This is a genomic window from Massilia sp. S19_KUP03_FR1, assembly GCF_036688685.1.
Lineage (GTDB): Bacteria > Pseudomonadota > Gammaproteobacteria > Burkholderiales > Burkholderiaceae_D > JALYUM01.
This window is the reverse complement of sequence record NZ_JAQQPS010000007.1, coordinates 75311-90048: the sequence shown is the minus strand read 5'-3', so window position 1 is coordinate 90048 and position 14738 is coordinate 75311. Positions and strand designations below refer to the sequence as shown.

Genomic DNA, 14738 nt, shown 5'->3' with positions numbered 1-14738 from the left:
GCAGCATTGTAGAGGGGGCATGGCACTTTGTCCAGTCTGATCTGCGCGCGCCGCAAAATGGTTTGCCGATTAGTCGCTTTTTGGATTCCGTGGCCGCGCTTTCAAACCGCGCGGCCGATCAGCTGCCACCGGCTCTGCGCCATCTGGTAAATTAAGCAATCTGGGTCGGAGAAACGGTTGTGTATGCAGGGTTTCATGAAGTCGTGGCTGCTTGGTGTAGCCCATGCGGTGCTGTTGCTGGGAATAGCAGCCTGGAGCCTGCATGCGGCCGCCGCGCCGCGCAGCCTGCGCTTTGAACGCCTGGGCGTCGAGCAGGGTTTGTCGCAAGAGTCGGTCCATACGGTCCGGCAGGACCGGGACGGGTATATCTGGATCGGCAGCCAGGCCGGCCTGAACCGATACGACGGCTACAAGGTCAAGGTCTTCCGCAACGATCCGGCCGATCCGTCCAGCCTGGTCGACAACTTCGTGATGGCCTCGTACGAGGATGACCAGGGGCGCATGTGGTTCGGCACCAAGGGCGGCCTGACCCGCTTCGACAGCGCGACCCAAACCTTCCTGCGCTACCCGGCACCCACCACGGCGCTGCAAACCAACCAGCTGGTGCTGGCGATCGTGGGTGACCGCAGTGGCGGCCTCTGGCTGGGCACGGCCGATGGCCTGAAACACTTCGACCCGCTCACCGGCCGCTACCGCAACTGGCGGCACGACCCCGACGACCCCTTCAGCCTCGCCGACGACCGGGTGAATGCCCTGGCGCTCGACCCGCAAGGCAACTTGTGGGTCGGCACCGCGGACGGGCTCGACCAATTGGCGCCCGGCGCGCGCAATTTCACCCATTACCGTATCGGCGTGCTGGCGGCCGAGCGCAAGCGCAATCATGTCGTCGCCTTGTCGATGGGGCCGCGCGCCACCCTCTGGATCGGCACGGACGCCGGGCTGGAACACTGGCGCCTCGGCGGCGGGGCGCCGGAGCGGCATCGCCTGACTGCCGCCGAGGGCATCGGCGCGGGGCGTATCCGCGCGCTGTACCACGACAGCGGGGACAACCTGTGGGTCGGCACCGACACCGAGGGCCTGAAATGGCGCGACCCGTCCAGCGGGCAGTTCGTCACCTACGCGCGCCAGGCGCTCGATCGCCACAGCCTGTCCGACTCCCAGGTCACCTCCGTCCTGGTTGACCGCACCGGCACCTTATGGGTCGGCACCGTGTGGGGCGGCGTCAACCGCAGCGACCTTGCCAGTGGCGGCTTCAATCGTCTGAATCAGAATCCTGACGTGAAGGATGGCCTGCAGTCGGACAAGATACGCGTGATCACCGGCGACGGCGCCGGCAAGCTGTGGATCGGCACCACGGGGGGCGGCCTGTCGCACATCGATCCGCGCAGCGGGCGCGGCGCGTCGTTCCGGCGCGACGACAAGCGGCCAGGCTCCTTGCCCGAAGACAGTGTCGCGGGCCTGGTGCGCGATGGCGCGCGCCTGTGGGTCGGCAGTCCCACCGGCGTGTCCTGGAGCGATGGCGACAGCGGCGTGTTCCACCCGATGTCACTGGGCCCCGATGCGAACAGCAACCACGTGCAGGAGATGATTCTCGGGCGCGACAAAACGCTGTGGATCGTCACGCGCGGCGGCTTGCACGCACTGGCGCCGGATCGCAAGGCGCGGCGCACCTGGCGCCACGATCCGCACGATCCCGACAGCCTGGCCGAAAACTACGGCTTCACCTTGCTGGAAGACCGCGCCGGCATGCTGTGGGTCGGCACCGACAACGGACTGGACCGCTTCGACCGCGCCAGTGGTGCGTTCACCCATTTTCGCCACGATCCGCGCGATCCGGGCAGCCTGGCGCACAGCCGCGTGTACGACCTGTACCAGACGGCCGATGGCGCGGTCTGGGCCGGCACCGCAGGCGGCCTGAGCCGGATCGATGTCGCGCCGGACGGGGCGGTGCGTTTTCGTACCTTTCCTATCACGGCCGGCAACGCGCCGGGACCTGTGGGGGCCATCCTGGAAGACGCGCGCGGCATACTCTGGCTCGCTACCACCGTCGGCCTGACCCGGCTCGACCCGGCCACCGGCAGCTTCAAGAATTACAGTGCGCGCGACGGTTTGATCGACGGTTCCTACTTCGTCGGATCGGCCTGGCGCGCTGACGATGGCACCTTGTACTTCGGCGGCGTGAACGGCATGACGTCGTTCACGCCCCTCGACATTCGCGACAATCCTTTCCCCCCCAAAGTGGTGCTCACCGACTTTTCGGTGGCCAACCGGCCGCGCGCGCTCGACCCCGGCAACGGGCCGCCGCAGGTCACGCTGGCGCCGCGCGACAGCGTGTTCTCGATCGAGTTTGCCGCCCTTCATTACGCCGACCCCAGCAGCAACAGCTACGCCTACCGCCTGCGCGGCTTCGACCCGGACTGGGTCCGGACCGACGCCTCGCGTCGTTTCGCCAGCTATACCAACCTCGATCCGGGCAGTTACGTGTTCGAGGTGAAGGCCGCCAACAAGGATGGGGTCTGGAGCGCGCAGCCGGCCACGCTGGCCGTCACGGTCACCCCGCCAATCTGGAAAACCTGGTGGCTGCGTACGCTGGCCGCGTTGTTGCTGATCACGCTGGGGCTGCTGGCCTACCACCTGCGCATCCGCGCCCTGGTGCAGCAAAAGACCCACCTCGAGCGCGAGGTAAACGCCCGCACGGGCGAGCTGGTCAAGCAGAAGGAATCGGCCGAGGCGAGAAAGCGCGAAGTCGAACAGCAAAAGGAAGTGGTCGAGGTGGCGCACCGGAACATTTCGCTGTTGTCCGAAATCGGGCGCGACCTGACCACCAATCTGCACAGCGAAACCATCATGGCCACGCTGTACAACCATGTCAACGAGCTGATGGATGCGAGTGTCTTCGGGATCGGCGTGTACCGCCCGGAAAAGGGCGAGATCGACATGCCGTTCGCGATGGAGCGCGGCGTGCGCTACCGGCCTTATGTACGCAAAATGTCCGAGCCGAACCAGCTCGGGGTCTGGTGCATCGAACACCGGCGCGAGGTCTTCATCAACGACCTGCAGCAGCAATACGGCGACTTCATCGACAACCTCGACCTGACCGACGGGCGCGGCCGGATCGGGCGCCTGGAAGACGGCACGCTGCCCGCCACCGCGCACTCGCTGATGTACGTGCCGATCATGGCCGGCGAGCGGGTGCTGGGCGTGATCACCGTGCACAGTTACGTCACCAACGCCTATCAGCGTATCCATCTGGACATGTTGCGTACGCTGGCCGCGTACGTCGGCGTCGCCTTCGACAATGCCGACGCCTACCGCCGCCTGACCGAGACCCAGACCCAGCTGGCCGCGCACGAAAAGCTGGCGTCGCTCGGCTCGCTGGTGGCCGGGGTCGCGCACGAACTGAACACGCCGATCGGCAACAGCCTGCTGCTCGCGTCCACCATGCAGCACCAGACCGACCGGGTCGCCGCCGGCTTTGGCGCCGGCACCTTGCGCCGCTCGGAACTGGTGACGTTTATCGATGCTGCCCGCGACGGCGCGCAACTGATCATGCGCAGCCTGCACCAGGCGGCCGACCTGGTGAACAGTTTCAAGCAGGTGGCGGTCGATCAGGCCAGCGCCCAGCGGCGCCCGTTCGACCTGGCCCAGGCCAGCCTCGAAATTGCCGCCACGATGATGAACCAGGTTCGCCTGGCCGGGCACAGCCTGGTGCTGACGATACCGGCTGGCATCAGCATGGACAGCTACCCGGGGCCGCTGGGACAAGTGCTGATCAATTTCATCAGCAATGCGCTGCTGCATGGTTTCAGCGCACCGGGCGGCGCGATGCGCCTGTCGGCCAGCACGCCCGAGCCGGGCCGCGTGCTGATCGTGTTCAGCGATAACGGCGTCGGCATCGCGCCCGAGCACCAGGCGCGCATCTTCGACCCGTTCTTCACCACGCGGATGGGGCAGGGCGGCTCCGGCCTCGGTTTGCACATTGCGTATAACATTGTGACGTCTTTGCTGAACGGCGCGATCCGGGTCGACAGCACGCCCGGCGCGGGCACCCGCTTCACGCTCGATGTCCCGCTGCGCCTGAGCACTGAAGTGACGCACAAGCGAACAAATTAAAATAAAGGAGACGCATGACCATCATCACCACCGTCGAAGATCTGCGCGCGCTGGCCAAAAAACGCGTGCCGCGCATGTTTTACGATTACGCCGACGCCGGTTCCTGGACCGAGTCGACCTACCGCGCCAACGAAGCCGACTTCGGCAAAATCAAATTTCGCCAGCGTGTGGCGGTCAATCTGCTCGACCGCAGCTTGCACAGCACGATGGTCGGCCAGCAGGTAGCGATGCCGGTGGCGCTGGCGCCGACCGGGCTGACCGGCATGCAGCACGCGGACGGCGAAATCCTGGCCGCGCGCGCCGCCGAACGATTCGGCGTGCCGTTCACCCTGTCGACGATGAGCATCTGCTCGATCGAGGACGTGGCGGCGCATACCACGAAACCATTCTGGTTCCAGCTATACGTCATGAAGGACCGCGATTTCATCGAGCGCCTGATCGACCGCGCCAAGGCGGCGAATTGTTCCGCGCTGGTGCTCACGCTCGACTTGCAGGTACTGGGTCAGCGCCACAAGGACCTGCGTAATGGCATGTCGGCGCCGCCCAAGCTCACGCTTGCCAACATCCTCAACCTGGCCACCAAACCGCGCTGGGTTTACAACATTTTGCGCACGCCGCGGCGCGGGTTCGGCAACATCGTTGGCCATGCGACCGATGTGTCCGACATGAGTTCGCTGTCAGCGTGGACCTCGCAGCAATTCGACCCTGCCCTGTCCTGGGCCGACGTGGAATGGATCAAGCGCAGATGGGGCGGCAAGCTGATCATCAAGGGCATCATGGACCCGCTCGATGCGCACCTGGCGGCCGATTCCGGCGCCGACGCGCTGATCGTCTCGAACCACGGCGGGCGCCAGCTCGACGGCGCGCAATCGTCGATCGGTGCGCTGCCGGCCATCGTGGACGCGGTCGGCAAGCAGATCGAAGTGCACATGGATGGCGGCGTGCGCTCCGGCCAGGACGTGATCCGCGCGCTGGCGCTGGGCGCAAAAGGCGTCTACATCGGCCGGCCGTTTTTATATGGCCTGGGCGCTATGGGCGAGCAGGGCGTCACCAAATGTCTCGAGATCATCCGTAACGAGCTCGACCTGACGATGGCATTCTGCGGCCTGCGCGATGTGAACCACGTGGATAGCAATATCCTGCTGCCCGGAACTTACTAACGAGGCAGCCATGGAAAAAATCGTCTTTCTCGACCGCGACAGCCTGCTGGCCAAGGTGCGCGCGCCCGCCTTTGCACACGACTGGCAGACCCATGGCGCCACCGATGGCGCCGACGTGGTGGCACGCCTGCAGGGCGCCAGCATTGCCATCACCAATAAAGTGCCGCTGCGCGCCGACGCCGTCGCCCGCTTGCCCGACCTGAAAATGATCGCGGTGGCCGCCACCGGCAGCGACAATATCGACCTGGCCGCCTGCCGCGCGCGCGGCATTGTTGTGTCGAACATCCGCGACTACTCGCTGGTGTCGGTGCCGGAACATTGCTTTACCCTGATGCTGGCGTTGCGGCGCAACCTGGTGGCGTACCGGGCCGATGTCGAAGCCGGGCTGTGGCAGGCGTCGAGCCGTTTTTGCCTGCTGGATCACCCGATCATGGACCTCGCCGGCAGCAAACTGGGCATCGTCGGTTACGGTGCGCTGGGGCGCAAGGTGGCAGCGCTGGGGCGCGCGTTCGGCATGGATATTTGCGTCACGGCGCGTTCGCAGCTCGACGATGCCGATGTGACACAACTGCCCTTGGACGCACTGCTGCGCAGTTGCGATGTGATCTCCTTGCACCTGCCGCTGTCGGGCAGTACGCGCCACATGATCGGCGCCGCGCAACTGGCGGCGATGAAACCGGGAGCGGTACTGATCAATACCGCGCGCGGCGGGCTGGTCGATGAGGCGGCGCTGGCCGCGGTGCTGGCAACGGGGGCAATCAGCGCCGGCTTCGATGTGCTCAGCCAGGAACCGCCGCTGCCGGACAATCCGCTGTTGCGCCTGCGCTTGCCGAATTTTATTCTCACGCCGCATACGGCCTGGGCCAGTTCGGGTGCGCAGCAAATTCTGGCGGACATGCTCATCGATAATATCGAGGCGTTTGTCGCGGGGACGCCAATCAATCAGCTGACATAAGCAAAAACGCCGCCCGGTGCAAACCGGACGGCGTTTCAAATCGCAACAGTGCGCAATTACTTGGCGGCGGCAGTGGCGGCGTCGGCTTTGGCGTCCACTTTTTCTTTGGTGGATTTTTTGTGGGCTTTGGCTTTGGTTTTGTCAGCGTCTGCTTTGGCGACGGCGACATCAGCTTTGGCTTCAGCGGTTTTCTTTTCCGCTTTGGCGTCGGCCTTGACGACGGCTTTGGTTTCTTTCGCGTCGGCCTTGCTCATTTCTTTGCTGGCTTTTGCGTCAGCGCTCGTGGTGGCCGGGGTCTGCGCAGCAAACACCGAAGTAGCGAACAGGCCGGCGATCAGGGTAGCGATGATTTTGCTCATGGTATTGATTCCTTCAGTGGTTGATAAAAGTGGGGTTATCCCCTTGGTACTGAGCCATTAACGCGGCCCATGTTGCACCGGTTGACGCGATTTTTCGGCTATTACATCCGCTTACATCCCGCGCCCCGGCACGAAGGTTAATTGGCGAACGGTGGAATACTTATTCGGCGCATAAAGTTAATTGATCGATAATTAACTGGTGCCGCCATGTCCGATGCGCTCAAGGCCTACCGTTCCAAACGCAATTTCGCCATCACCGCCGAACCGGCCGAGGGCGGCACGCCGTCACCCGAGGCGCGCGCCTTCGTCATCCAGAAACACTGGGCCAGCCGCCTGCATTACGATTTCCGGCTCGAACTCGACGGCACCATGAAAAGCTGGGCGGTGCCGAAAGGCCCCAGTTACGACCCGCACGACAAGCGCATGGCGGTCCAGGTCGAAGACCATCCGCTTGCCTATAACAGTTTTGAAGGCACGATTCCCGAAAAACAGTACGGCGCGGGCAAGGTCATCATCTGGGATAAGGGCACGTGGGAGCCGCTGGACGATCCCGCCAAGGCGTACGCAGCGGGCAACCTGAAATTCACGCTGTACGGCCATAAAATGCGCGGCAACTGGGTGCTGGTGCGGATGAAGGGCAAAGGAGAGAAGCAGGCGCCGTGGCTGCTGATCAAGGAGAAGGACAATTATGTGCGGCCCGCCACCGAATTCTCGGTGGTCGACGAGATGCCGGACAGCGTCAAGGATTTGCAGCTGCCCAAAGCGAATCAAGCGCCAGCGCCGGCCAAACCGAAAAAAAAAGGCGCGCTGCCGGCCGGCGCCGTGAAAGCGACACTGCCCGCGACGTTTTCTCCCGAGTTGGCCACGCTGGTCGATGCGCCCCCCGCCAATCCGGCCGACTGGATTTTTGAACTGAAATTCGACGGTTACCGGATGCTGGCGCGGGTCGAAGCCGGCGCCGTCAAATTAATCACCCGCAACGACAACGACTGGACGCATAAACTGGCGCCATTGCACGCTGCGCTGGTGAACATGACATTGCCGGACGGCTGGTATGACGGCGAAATCGTCGTGCACGACAAACACGGCAAGCCCGATTTCGGCTTATTGCAGCAGGCATTCGATGGTGCGAATACGGCCGACATCGTGTATTTCCTGTTTGATGCGCCGTATTTGGACGGCATGGATTTGCGCGACGTGCCGCTCGAAACGCGGCGCGCGATGCTGGAGCAGGTGCTCAAGAAAGCCGGCAACGACCAGGTGCGCTTTTCCGCCGAATTCGGCCACGACCCGGCCGAGCTGATGGTGGCGGCATGCAAGCTCGGCCTGGAAGGCGTGATCGGCAAAAAGCGCGCTGCGCGTTACGTGTCGCGCCGCTCGCGCGAATGGATCAAACTCAAATGCGGGCAGCGCCAGGAATTCGTCATTGCGGGCTACACCGATCCGCAAGGCGCCCGCAGCGGCATTGGCGCGCTGCTGCTGGGCACGTATGACAAGGACGGCGTGCTGCAATATGCCGGCAACGTGGGCAGCGGTTTCAATCATGCCACCCTGCATGACCTGAAAGAACAGCTGACCCCGCTCGAAACCGACGTCAGCCCGTTTCCGCCGCGCGCAGTGGCGGGCCGGAAGCACCATTGGGTGAAACCGGTGCTGGTGGCCGAGGTCAGTTTTGCCGAATGGACCAGCGCCGGGTCAGTGCGGCATCCGGTGTTCCAGGGCCTGCGCCTCGACAAATTGGCCAAGGGCATCACGCGCGACGTGCCGCAACATGTGGAGGATGCCGTGGAACCAGGCGCACCAGCGGGTAAACTGCCGTCCAATGTCAAGGTGACGCACGGCGAGCGCGTCATCGATGCCGACAGCGGCGCCACCAAGCTCGACCTGATTCGCTACTACGCGCTGGTGGGCGAGCTGACGATGGAGCATCTAAAGGGGAGGCCAGTGTCGCTGGTACGCGCGCCCGCGGGCGTGGGCGGCGAACTGTTCTTTCAAAAGCACGCCGAGATCGGAAAGCTGCCCGGCATCAAGCAAATGAAGGCGGCACTCGATCCCGACCATCCGCCCATGCTGGAAGTGGCCAGCGTGCAGGGGATCTTGTCGGCGGCGCAGTGGAATGTGATCGAATTCCATACCCAGAATGCGACCGGTCGCGCTTACGAAAAGCCGAACCGCATGGTGTTCGACCTCGATCCGGGTGAAGGCGTGGACTGGAAAACGATCCAGCAGGCGGCCGAGCTGATGCATGCGTTCCTCGATGAACTCGGGCTCGCGGCCTTCCTGAAAACCAGTGGCGGCAAAGGGCTGCACGTCGTGGTGCCGATCAAGGGCACGCTCGGCTGGGATGCCGTGAAAGATTTTTCGCAGGCGCTGGTGCAGCACATGGCCATCACCTTGCCCGACCGCTTCTCGGTCAAGAGCGGGCCGAAGAACCGGATCGGTAAAATTTACATCGATTATCTGCGCAATGGCCGCGGGTCGACCACCGCATGTGCATGGTCGGCCCGTAGCCGGCCTGGCCTGGGCATTTCGGTACCGGTGGCGTGGGACGAACTGGCGGGCTTGAAGGCGGGCGACCAGTGGACGATCAGGAACGTGCAGACCCGCCTCGACCAGGGCAATGCGCCGTGGGCGGGTTATACCAGCGCCGCCAAAACCCTGACGGCGGCGATGAAGCAGCTCGGGTTCAAGCCCTAAGCGTCATTCTTGACGATCCCGCGCACATTCATTGCAAACAAGCCTGCCTGGAGGGTAATCAACGCCCACGCTTCATCGTGCAGGCCCCAGGCAATCCACAGTGCATTACTGAGGATGAACAGCCAGAACCCGAGGATGCGTTTCGGGCTTTTTTTGGAGCCCACCATAAAACCGGCCAGCAGGGTGATCGCCATGGCCGGCCATTGCAGCAAATCGATCCAGTCTCCCATGTCAGGCCGCTTTCTTGCGCGCTGTGGCCGCCTTGGCGGCCGGCTTCCTGGCCCGTTTTGGCTTCGGCGCTGGTGCCACTTCTGCCTTCGTGCCCGGCTTCTTGCCGATACTGGCCTGCAGCAGCGCCACCAGGTCGACCACATTCGACGCCGCCGGCTTGGGACTGTCCTTGTCCGGCATGGTGATGGTCCTGGTCTGCTTCGCCTTGACCTTTTTGTCGACCAGGGCCAGGATATCTTCGCGGTAGGTGTCGCGATACTGATCAGGTTTCCATGCGTCGGCCATGCCCTCGACCAGCGCCATGGCCATCGCCAGCTCCTTGGCGGTGATGGTCGCGGCCTTGCTGCTTTTTCCGGGAATTTTCAGCTCGTCGGTGGGACGGATTTCATCGGCATAACGCAGCGTGTGCAGCGTGATGGCGTCGTCGACGCACACCAGCGCGGCCAGGTGCTGCTTGACCCGGATGACGACATTCGCGATGCCGATCTTGCCGGCCTTCTTGAGCGTTTCGCGCAATAGCGCATACACCTTGTCGCCGCCCTTGCCGGGCGCCAGGTAGTAGGGCTGCTCGTAGTAGATCAATGGAACATCCCCGGCATCGACAAAGGCGAGAATGTCGATGGTGCCGGTGGCCTCCGGATTGGCGCGGCGCAGATCTTCTTCCGACAGCACGACGTATTCACCATCGGCGTATTCGTAACCTTTGACGATGTCTTCCCACGACACTTCCTTGTCGTTGCCCTTGTTGTAGCGCTTGAAGCCAACCGGCGAAAAATCGCGCCGGTCCAGCATCGTCAAGTCGAGCGCCTTGTCACTCACGGCGGTGTACATCTCCACCGGAATATGCACCAGCCCGAAGCTGATGGCGCCTTTCCACATGCTGCGTACCATCGTGGTCCCTTTCATTCATCGATCAACCGACCGAGCCGGTCACCGGCAACACGATGCCGGTGATGTAGCCCGAGCACACCGACGAAGCCAGAAACACGTACGCCGGCGACAATTCTTCCGGCTGGGCCGGGCGCTTCATGTCGGTGTCGGCGCCAAATTGCGCGATCTTCTCCGGCGTCTGGTCGGCTGGATTAAGCGGCGTCCACACCGGACCCGGCGCCACGGCGTTGACGCGGATGCCCTGGTCGATCAGGTTCGAGGCGAGCGACATCGTGAAGGCGTGGATGGCGCCCTTGGTTGACGAATAATCGAGCAGGTGTTTGGAACCTTTCAGCCCCGTCACGGAACCGGTATTGACGATGGCCGCACCCCGTTTCAGGTGCGGCAAGGCTGCCTTGGCCATGTGGAAGTAGCCATAGATATTCGTGCGCATGGTTTCATCGAAGCGTTCTTCGCTGAGGTCCAGCAAGGACAAGGCATGCTCCTGGAATGCCGCATTGTTGACCAGCACGTCGAGCTTGCCCCAGCGCTCGACCACGCCATCCACCGCCTGCTTGCAGAAGTCGGCATCCTTGACGTCGCCCGGGATGGTGATGCAGCGCCGGCCTTCGGCTTCGATGCAGCGTTTTGTCTCTGCGGCGTCGACGTGTTCGTTCAGGTAGATGATGGCCACGTCGGCCCCCTCGCGCGCGAACAGCACTGCCACGGCGCGCCCGATGCCGGAGTCACCGCCGGTCACGATCGCCACCTGGTCCTGCAGCTTGCCGCTACCCTGATACGCGTCGGCCATGAAGCGGGGACGTTGTTGCATGTCCGCTTCGATACCGGGCTTGGCCAGGTGCTGGTCGGACATCGGCGGCGCCGGCTGGTCGACGCCGGTTTGTACTGCCGCGTCCTTGCTGTCCTGCTGGCGCTGGATGGCCCGCGCTTTGTCTGCTGCATCGTCCTGGATCGACATATTGGGCCTTATTGAAGAGTTAATGAATAGGCAAATGGTTACACCGCGCGCCGGGAGCGACGGTGCGCTTCCACACACATCCGGTTAATCGACTCGACCTGCCCCGGGCATTTATGGCAAACTTGCCCTCGGTATATGACGAAGATTCAGGAGAAAACGATGCCCCAACTGGCCAGTGCAATGGACGGAGACTTCCGCACAGAACTTCCCTCGGAACTCCGGCCGGCGTTGCGTCCGGGCCGCATCGGCTTGTTTGTCAGCCGCGACAGCGGCCGCCGCGCCGCCATGGCGGCCGCCTGCGCCGACCTGATCGATACTGTGCAGCTGGCCGACGGTCCGCTGCAAGCCATCGACGTGGTCGCCGCGCGCCAGCCGCATGTGCTGGTCATCGACCTGGAAGATTTCGTACGCGACAGCGACGGCGCCGCCATGGTGCAGCTGGTGGCGCTGCGCGCCGGCGGCCCCACCTTGCTGGTGTGCCCGAGCGAGCGGGCCAGCTGGCTGACCACCCTGATGGCGCACGGTCCGTGCGACTATGCGCTGGCGCCGATCACCCTGGAAGCCTTGTATGGCCAGATTGCGGCCATGCTGGAAGCGGCCGGCCACGCTGAATGCGACGTCAGTCTGCGCGGCTTGCCGGGCCTGCGCAGCCGCGCGCTCAGCGTGCTGGCCGGCAGCGACGAAACCGGGCAGATGGCGGCCGGCCTGTGCGCCGTGCTGGCGACCTGGCCCGGCCTGGTGCACGCAGCCGTGTTCACCGTCGACACGCAGGGCCAGTTGCGCCTCGCGGCGCAGGCTGGCCCTGGCGCCATTGACTTGGCCGTTACGCTGGCCCCTGCGCTGGCGCAGAGCGAAGGCAACCTGCTCGGGCGCCGTTCGCGGTTTCCGGCGCTGGCCGCCGCCCGCAGCGGCGAGCTGGTGCTGGCCGACGCGGTCCTGCAAGCCGGCCACCTCGACAATGCCGGCCACAGCGTCGGCACCATCGTCGGGGCGCCGATTCCGGCCATCGGTCCGGGCCAGCCGCTGGGCGCCTTGTCGCTGATGTTCGCCAGCAGCGCCCCCTTGGCGGGCGACGCGCTGCTGGCCATCCACGACATCGCGCAAGGCGCCTGGCTGGGCCTGCGCCTGGCGGAGGCGAACCGCGAAACCGAACAGTTGATGGGGCAGGTGACGCTTGCCAGCACCATCGACGCGCTCACCGGCGTGGCCAACCGGCGTCATGGCGAAGCGCTGCTGGAAAAGGAAATCCGGCGCGCGCGCCGTTATGCGCTGCCGCTGGCGCTGATCAGCTTTGACATCGACCGTTTCAAGGACATCAACGACCGCTACGGCCACCCGTGCGGCGACATGGCCCTGCGCACCGTCGCCGCCGCCACCCACGCGGTATTGCGCGGCACCGATACGCTGGTGCGCTCGGGCGGCGAGGAATTTCAGATTATCGCCACCCACACCTGCGCCATCGATGGCCTCAAAATGGCCGAGAAGATCCGCCTGGCGATTGCCGCCACGCCCATTCCGGGCTGCGACCGGCTTACCGTCAGCCTCGGCGTGGCCCAGCTGGGCGAGCAGGAAAGTGCCGATGCGCTCACCGTGCGCGTGAACGCGGCAGTAGGGCGCGCCAAGCGGGCCGGCAGAAATTGCGTCGAGCTGGCGATGACCTGATACAGTTGCGGCCTCACGCACAAGAGAACACCGCATGCTCGCATGGTTGAGGCAGTACCGACGCGCCCAGCTGCCGGGCGATATCAGCGCCGGCATCGTGGTCGCCATGATGATGATCCCACAAGGCATGGCCTACGCGATGGTGGCGGGCCTGCCCCCGGTGGCCGGCCTGTACGCCAGCATTGTGCCGCCGCTGTTGTACGCGCTGTTCGGTTCAAGCATGACGCAGTCGATCGGGCCGATGGCGATCACGTCGCTGATGACGGCGTCGCTGCTCGCACCGCTGGCCGCACCCGGCAGCGGCTTATATATGGTGCTGGCGGCGCAACTGGCGCTGCTGTCCGGCGTCGTACTGCTGGTCTGCGGCTTGCTGCGTATCGGTTTTCTGGCCAACTTCTTTTCACGGCCCGTGATGAACGGTTTTACGCTCGGCTCGTCGATCGTGATCGCGCTTGGCCAGGGCGATGCGCTGCTGGGCGCCGTGTTCCCGCAGGTGCATCCCCTCAGCGCCATCCTCGGGGTGGGGGCTGTGGTCTTGCTGCTGCTGGCGCGCCAGTTCCTCGCGCGCGGCCTGCGCCTGGCTGGTTTGCCGGCTGCGGCCGCCGACGTGGGCGCGCGCCTGGCGCCGATGGTGCTGGTGATCGGCGCGACCATCCTGTCCTGGCTGTTCGATTTCGGCGCACTCGGCGTGCACACCACTGGCGCGGTGCCGTCCGGCCTGCCGGGCCTGAACCTGGCCACCTCGGCCAGCCACTGGCGCGCGCTGGTGCAGCCGGCCCTGCTGATCGGCTTCATGGTGTTCCTGATCAGCATGTCGGGTGCGCAAACGCTGGCCTTGAAGCGCTCGGAAAAGCTGCACAGCAACCAGGAACTGATCGGCCTGGGCGCGGCCAATATCGGTGCGGCCCTGACCGGCGGCTTTCCTGTCACCGGCAGCCTGTCGCGCTCGGCCGTGAATTTCGCTGCCGGCGCCAACACCCAGCTGGCCAGCCTGATCACCGCCGCGCTGCTGGCGCTGGCGCTGGTGGCGCCGACCGGCTGGCTGGCGCTGCTGCCGCTGCCGGTGCTGGCCGCCACCATCATCGTCGCCGTGCTGGGCATGCTCGACCTGGACACCTTGCGCACCGCTTGGCGCTACGACCGCGCCGACGCGCTGGCGTTGCTGGCCACGGCCGCCGGCGTGCTGGGGCTGGGCGTGGAGGCGGGGGTGATCATCGGCCTGATGCTGTCGATGGGCGCGATCATCTGGCGCGCCAGCCGGCCGCACATCGCCGTGCTGGGGCGTATCGCGGGCACCGAACACTTCCGCAATATCACCCGCTACGCGGCCGACACCACGCCGGAACTGCTGCTGCTGCGGATCGACGCCGGCCTGTTTTTCGCCAACGTCGAGCCGGTGCGCGAACGCATCGACGAAGAACTGGCCGCGCACCCGGCCACGCGCAATCTGGTGCTGGTGTTGTCGGCGGTGAATGCGATCGACACCTCGGCGCTGTTCGGGCTGGTCGAATTGAACACCAGTCTCAAGGCACGCAAGATCGGGCTGCACCTGGCCGAAGTGAAGGGGCCGGTGATGGATCGCCTGAAACACAGCAGCTTGCTCGACACGCTCAATGGCCAGGTATTTCTCAGCACCGCCATGGCGGCGCAAGCATTATCCGCTGCGCATTGACCTGCTTTTCTTATAAGATTACGATAAATCAAAGTCCTTG

At 64.5% G+C, this 14738-nt stretch carries 10 protein-coding genes; 6 read left to right on the top strand and 4 right to left on the bottom strand.

Features of this window, described 5'->3' with window-relative positions; translation table 11 throughout:
- The first annotated feature begins 195 nt into the window (after window positions 1-195).
- From V6M87_RS09635 to V6M87_RS09625, 3 genes are read left to right on the top strand one after another with little or no spacing between them, the layout of a single operon-like run.
- Window positions 196-4113, top strand: a complete 3918-nt coding sequence (locus V6M87_RS09635; RefSeq protein ID WP_332876399.1) for a sensor histidine kinase — start codon at window positions 196-198, stop codon at window positions 4111-4113.
- Between the two features lie 14 nt (window positions 4114-4127).
- Window positions 4128-5273 carry an alpha-hydroxy acid oxidase gene (locus V6M87_RS09630; protein ID WP_332876398.1) on the top strand — a complete coding sequence of 382 codons (1146 nt, stop codon included), beginning with the start codon at window positions 4128-4130 and terminating at the stop codon, window positions 5271-5273.
- A gap of 10 nt (window positions 5274-5283) precedes the next feature.
- Entirely contained in the window at window positions 5284-6228 is a 945-nt protein-coding gene (locus tag V6M87_RS09625; RefSeq protein WP_332876397.1) for a D-2-hydroxyacid dehydrogenase, read from the top strand.
- A 56-nt stretch (window positions 6229-6284) separates the two neighbouring features.
- Here the strand turns inward: V6M87_RS09625 and V6M87_RS09620 are convergent, their stop codons facing one another.
- Window positions 6285-6587 carry a hypothetical protein gene (locus tag V6M87_RS09620; RefSeq protein ID WP_332876396.1) on the bottom strand — a complete coding sequence of 101 codons (303 nt, stop codon included), beginning with the start codon at window positions 6585-6587 and terminating at the stop codon, window positions 6285-6287.
- A gap of 207 nt (window positions 6588-6794) precedes the next feature.
- On the opposite strand from V6M87_RS09620, the gene ligD reads away from it, so the two are divergent.
- The gene (gene ligD / locus V6M87_RS09615) at window positions 6795-9284 is read left to right on the top strand and encodes a DNA ligase D (RefSeq protein WP_332876395.1); all 2490 of its coding nucleotides are present in this window, start codon (window positions 6795-6797) and stop codon (window positions 9282-9284) included.
- Here ligD and V6M87_RS09610 read toward each other — a convergent pair.
- The 3 genes from V6M87_RS09610 to V6M87_RS09600 are packed head-to-tail and all read right to left on the bottom strand — an operon-like array spanning window position 9281 to window position 11364.
- Window positions 9281-9514 (bottom strand): hypothetical protein, encoded by a 234-nt coding sequence (locus V6M87_RS09610; RefSeq protein ID WP_332876394.1) that lies wholly within the window; start codon window positions 9512-9514, stop codon window positions 9281-9283. The two genes, ligD and V6M87_RS09610, sit on opposite strands and share 4 nt — an antisense overlap.
- A 1-nt stretch (window position 9515) precedes the next feature.
- Complete coding sequence (gene ku, locus V6M87_RS09605; RefSeq protein WP_332876393.1) at window positions 9516-10421, bottom strand: non-homologous end joining protein Ku; 906 nt, start codon at window positions 10419-10421, stop codon at window positions 9516-9518.
- Window positions 10422-10428: 7 nt separating this feature from the next.
- Complete coding sequence (locus V6M87_RS09600) at window positions 10429-11364, bottom strand: SDR family oxidoreductase (RefSeq protein ID WP_332876392.1); 936 nt, start codon at window positions 11362-11364, stop codon at window positions 10429-10431.
- Window positions 11365-11523: 159 nt separating this feature from the next.
- Here V6M87_RS09600 and V6M87_RS09595 point away from each other — a divergent pair, with 159 nt between their 5' ends.
- Both V6M87_RS09595 and V6M87_RS09590 read left to right on the top strand, forming a co-directional pair.
- Entirely contained in the window at window positions 11524-13026 is a 1503-nt protein-coding gene (locus tag V6M87_RS09595; protein WP_332876391.1) for a GGDEF domain-containing protein, read from the top strand.
- Between the two features lie 34 nt (window positions 13027-13060).
- On the top strand, window positions 13061-14698 hold the full coding sequence (locus tag V6M87_RS09590) for a SulP family inorganic anion transporter (RefSeq protein WP_332876390.1): 1638 nt from the start codon (window positions 13061-13063) through the stop codon (window positions 14696-14698).
- Window positions 14699-14738: the final 40 nt, after the last annotated feature.

Excerpts from the sequence above, each read along its gene's own strand:
- V6M87_RS09595 (WP_332876391.1), top strand. The coding sequence starts at position 11,524 with ATGCCCCAACTGGCCAGTGCAATGGACGGAGACTTCCGCACAGAACTT.
- ku (WP_332876393.1), bottom strand. The coding sequence starts at position 10,421 with ATGAAAGGGACCACGATGGTACGCAGCATGTGGAAAGGCGCCATCAGC.
- V6M87_RS09635 (WP_332876399.1), top strand. The coding sequence starts at position 196 with ATGAAGTCGTGGCTGCTTGGTGTAGCCCATGCGGTGCTGTTGCTGGGA.
- V6M87_RS09630 (WP_332876398.1), top strand. The coding sequence starts at position 4,128 with ATGACCATCATCACCACCGTCGAAGATCTGCGCGCGCTGGCCAAAAAA.
- ligD (WP_332876395.1), top strand. The coding sequence starts at position 6,795 with ATGTCCGATGCGCTCAAGGCCTACCGTTCCAAACGCAATTTCGCCATC.
- V6M87_RS09590 (WP_332876390.1), top strand. The coding sequence starts at position 13,061 with ATGCTCGCATGGTTGAGGCAGTACCGACGCGCCCAGCTGCCGGGCGAT.
- V6M87_RS09625 (WP_332876397.1), top strand. The coding sequence starts at position 5,284 with ATGGAAAAAATCGTCTTTCTCGACCGCGACAGCCTGCTGGCCAAGGTG.
- V6M87_RS09620 (WP_332876396.1), bottom strand. The coding sequence starts at position 6,587 with ATGAGCAAAATCATCGCTACCCTGATCGCCGGCCTGTTCGCTACTTCG.
- V6M87_RS09600 (WP_332876392.1), bottom strand. The coding sequence starts at position 11,364 with ATGTCGATCCAGGACGATGCAGCAGACAAAGCGCGGGCCATCCAGCGC.
- V6M87_RS09610 (WP_332876394.1), bottom strand. The coding sequence starts at position 9,514 with ATGGGAGACTGGATCGATTTGCTGCAATGGCCGGCCATGGCGATCACC.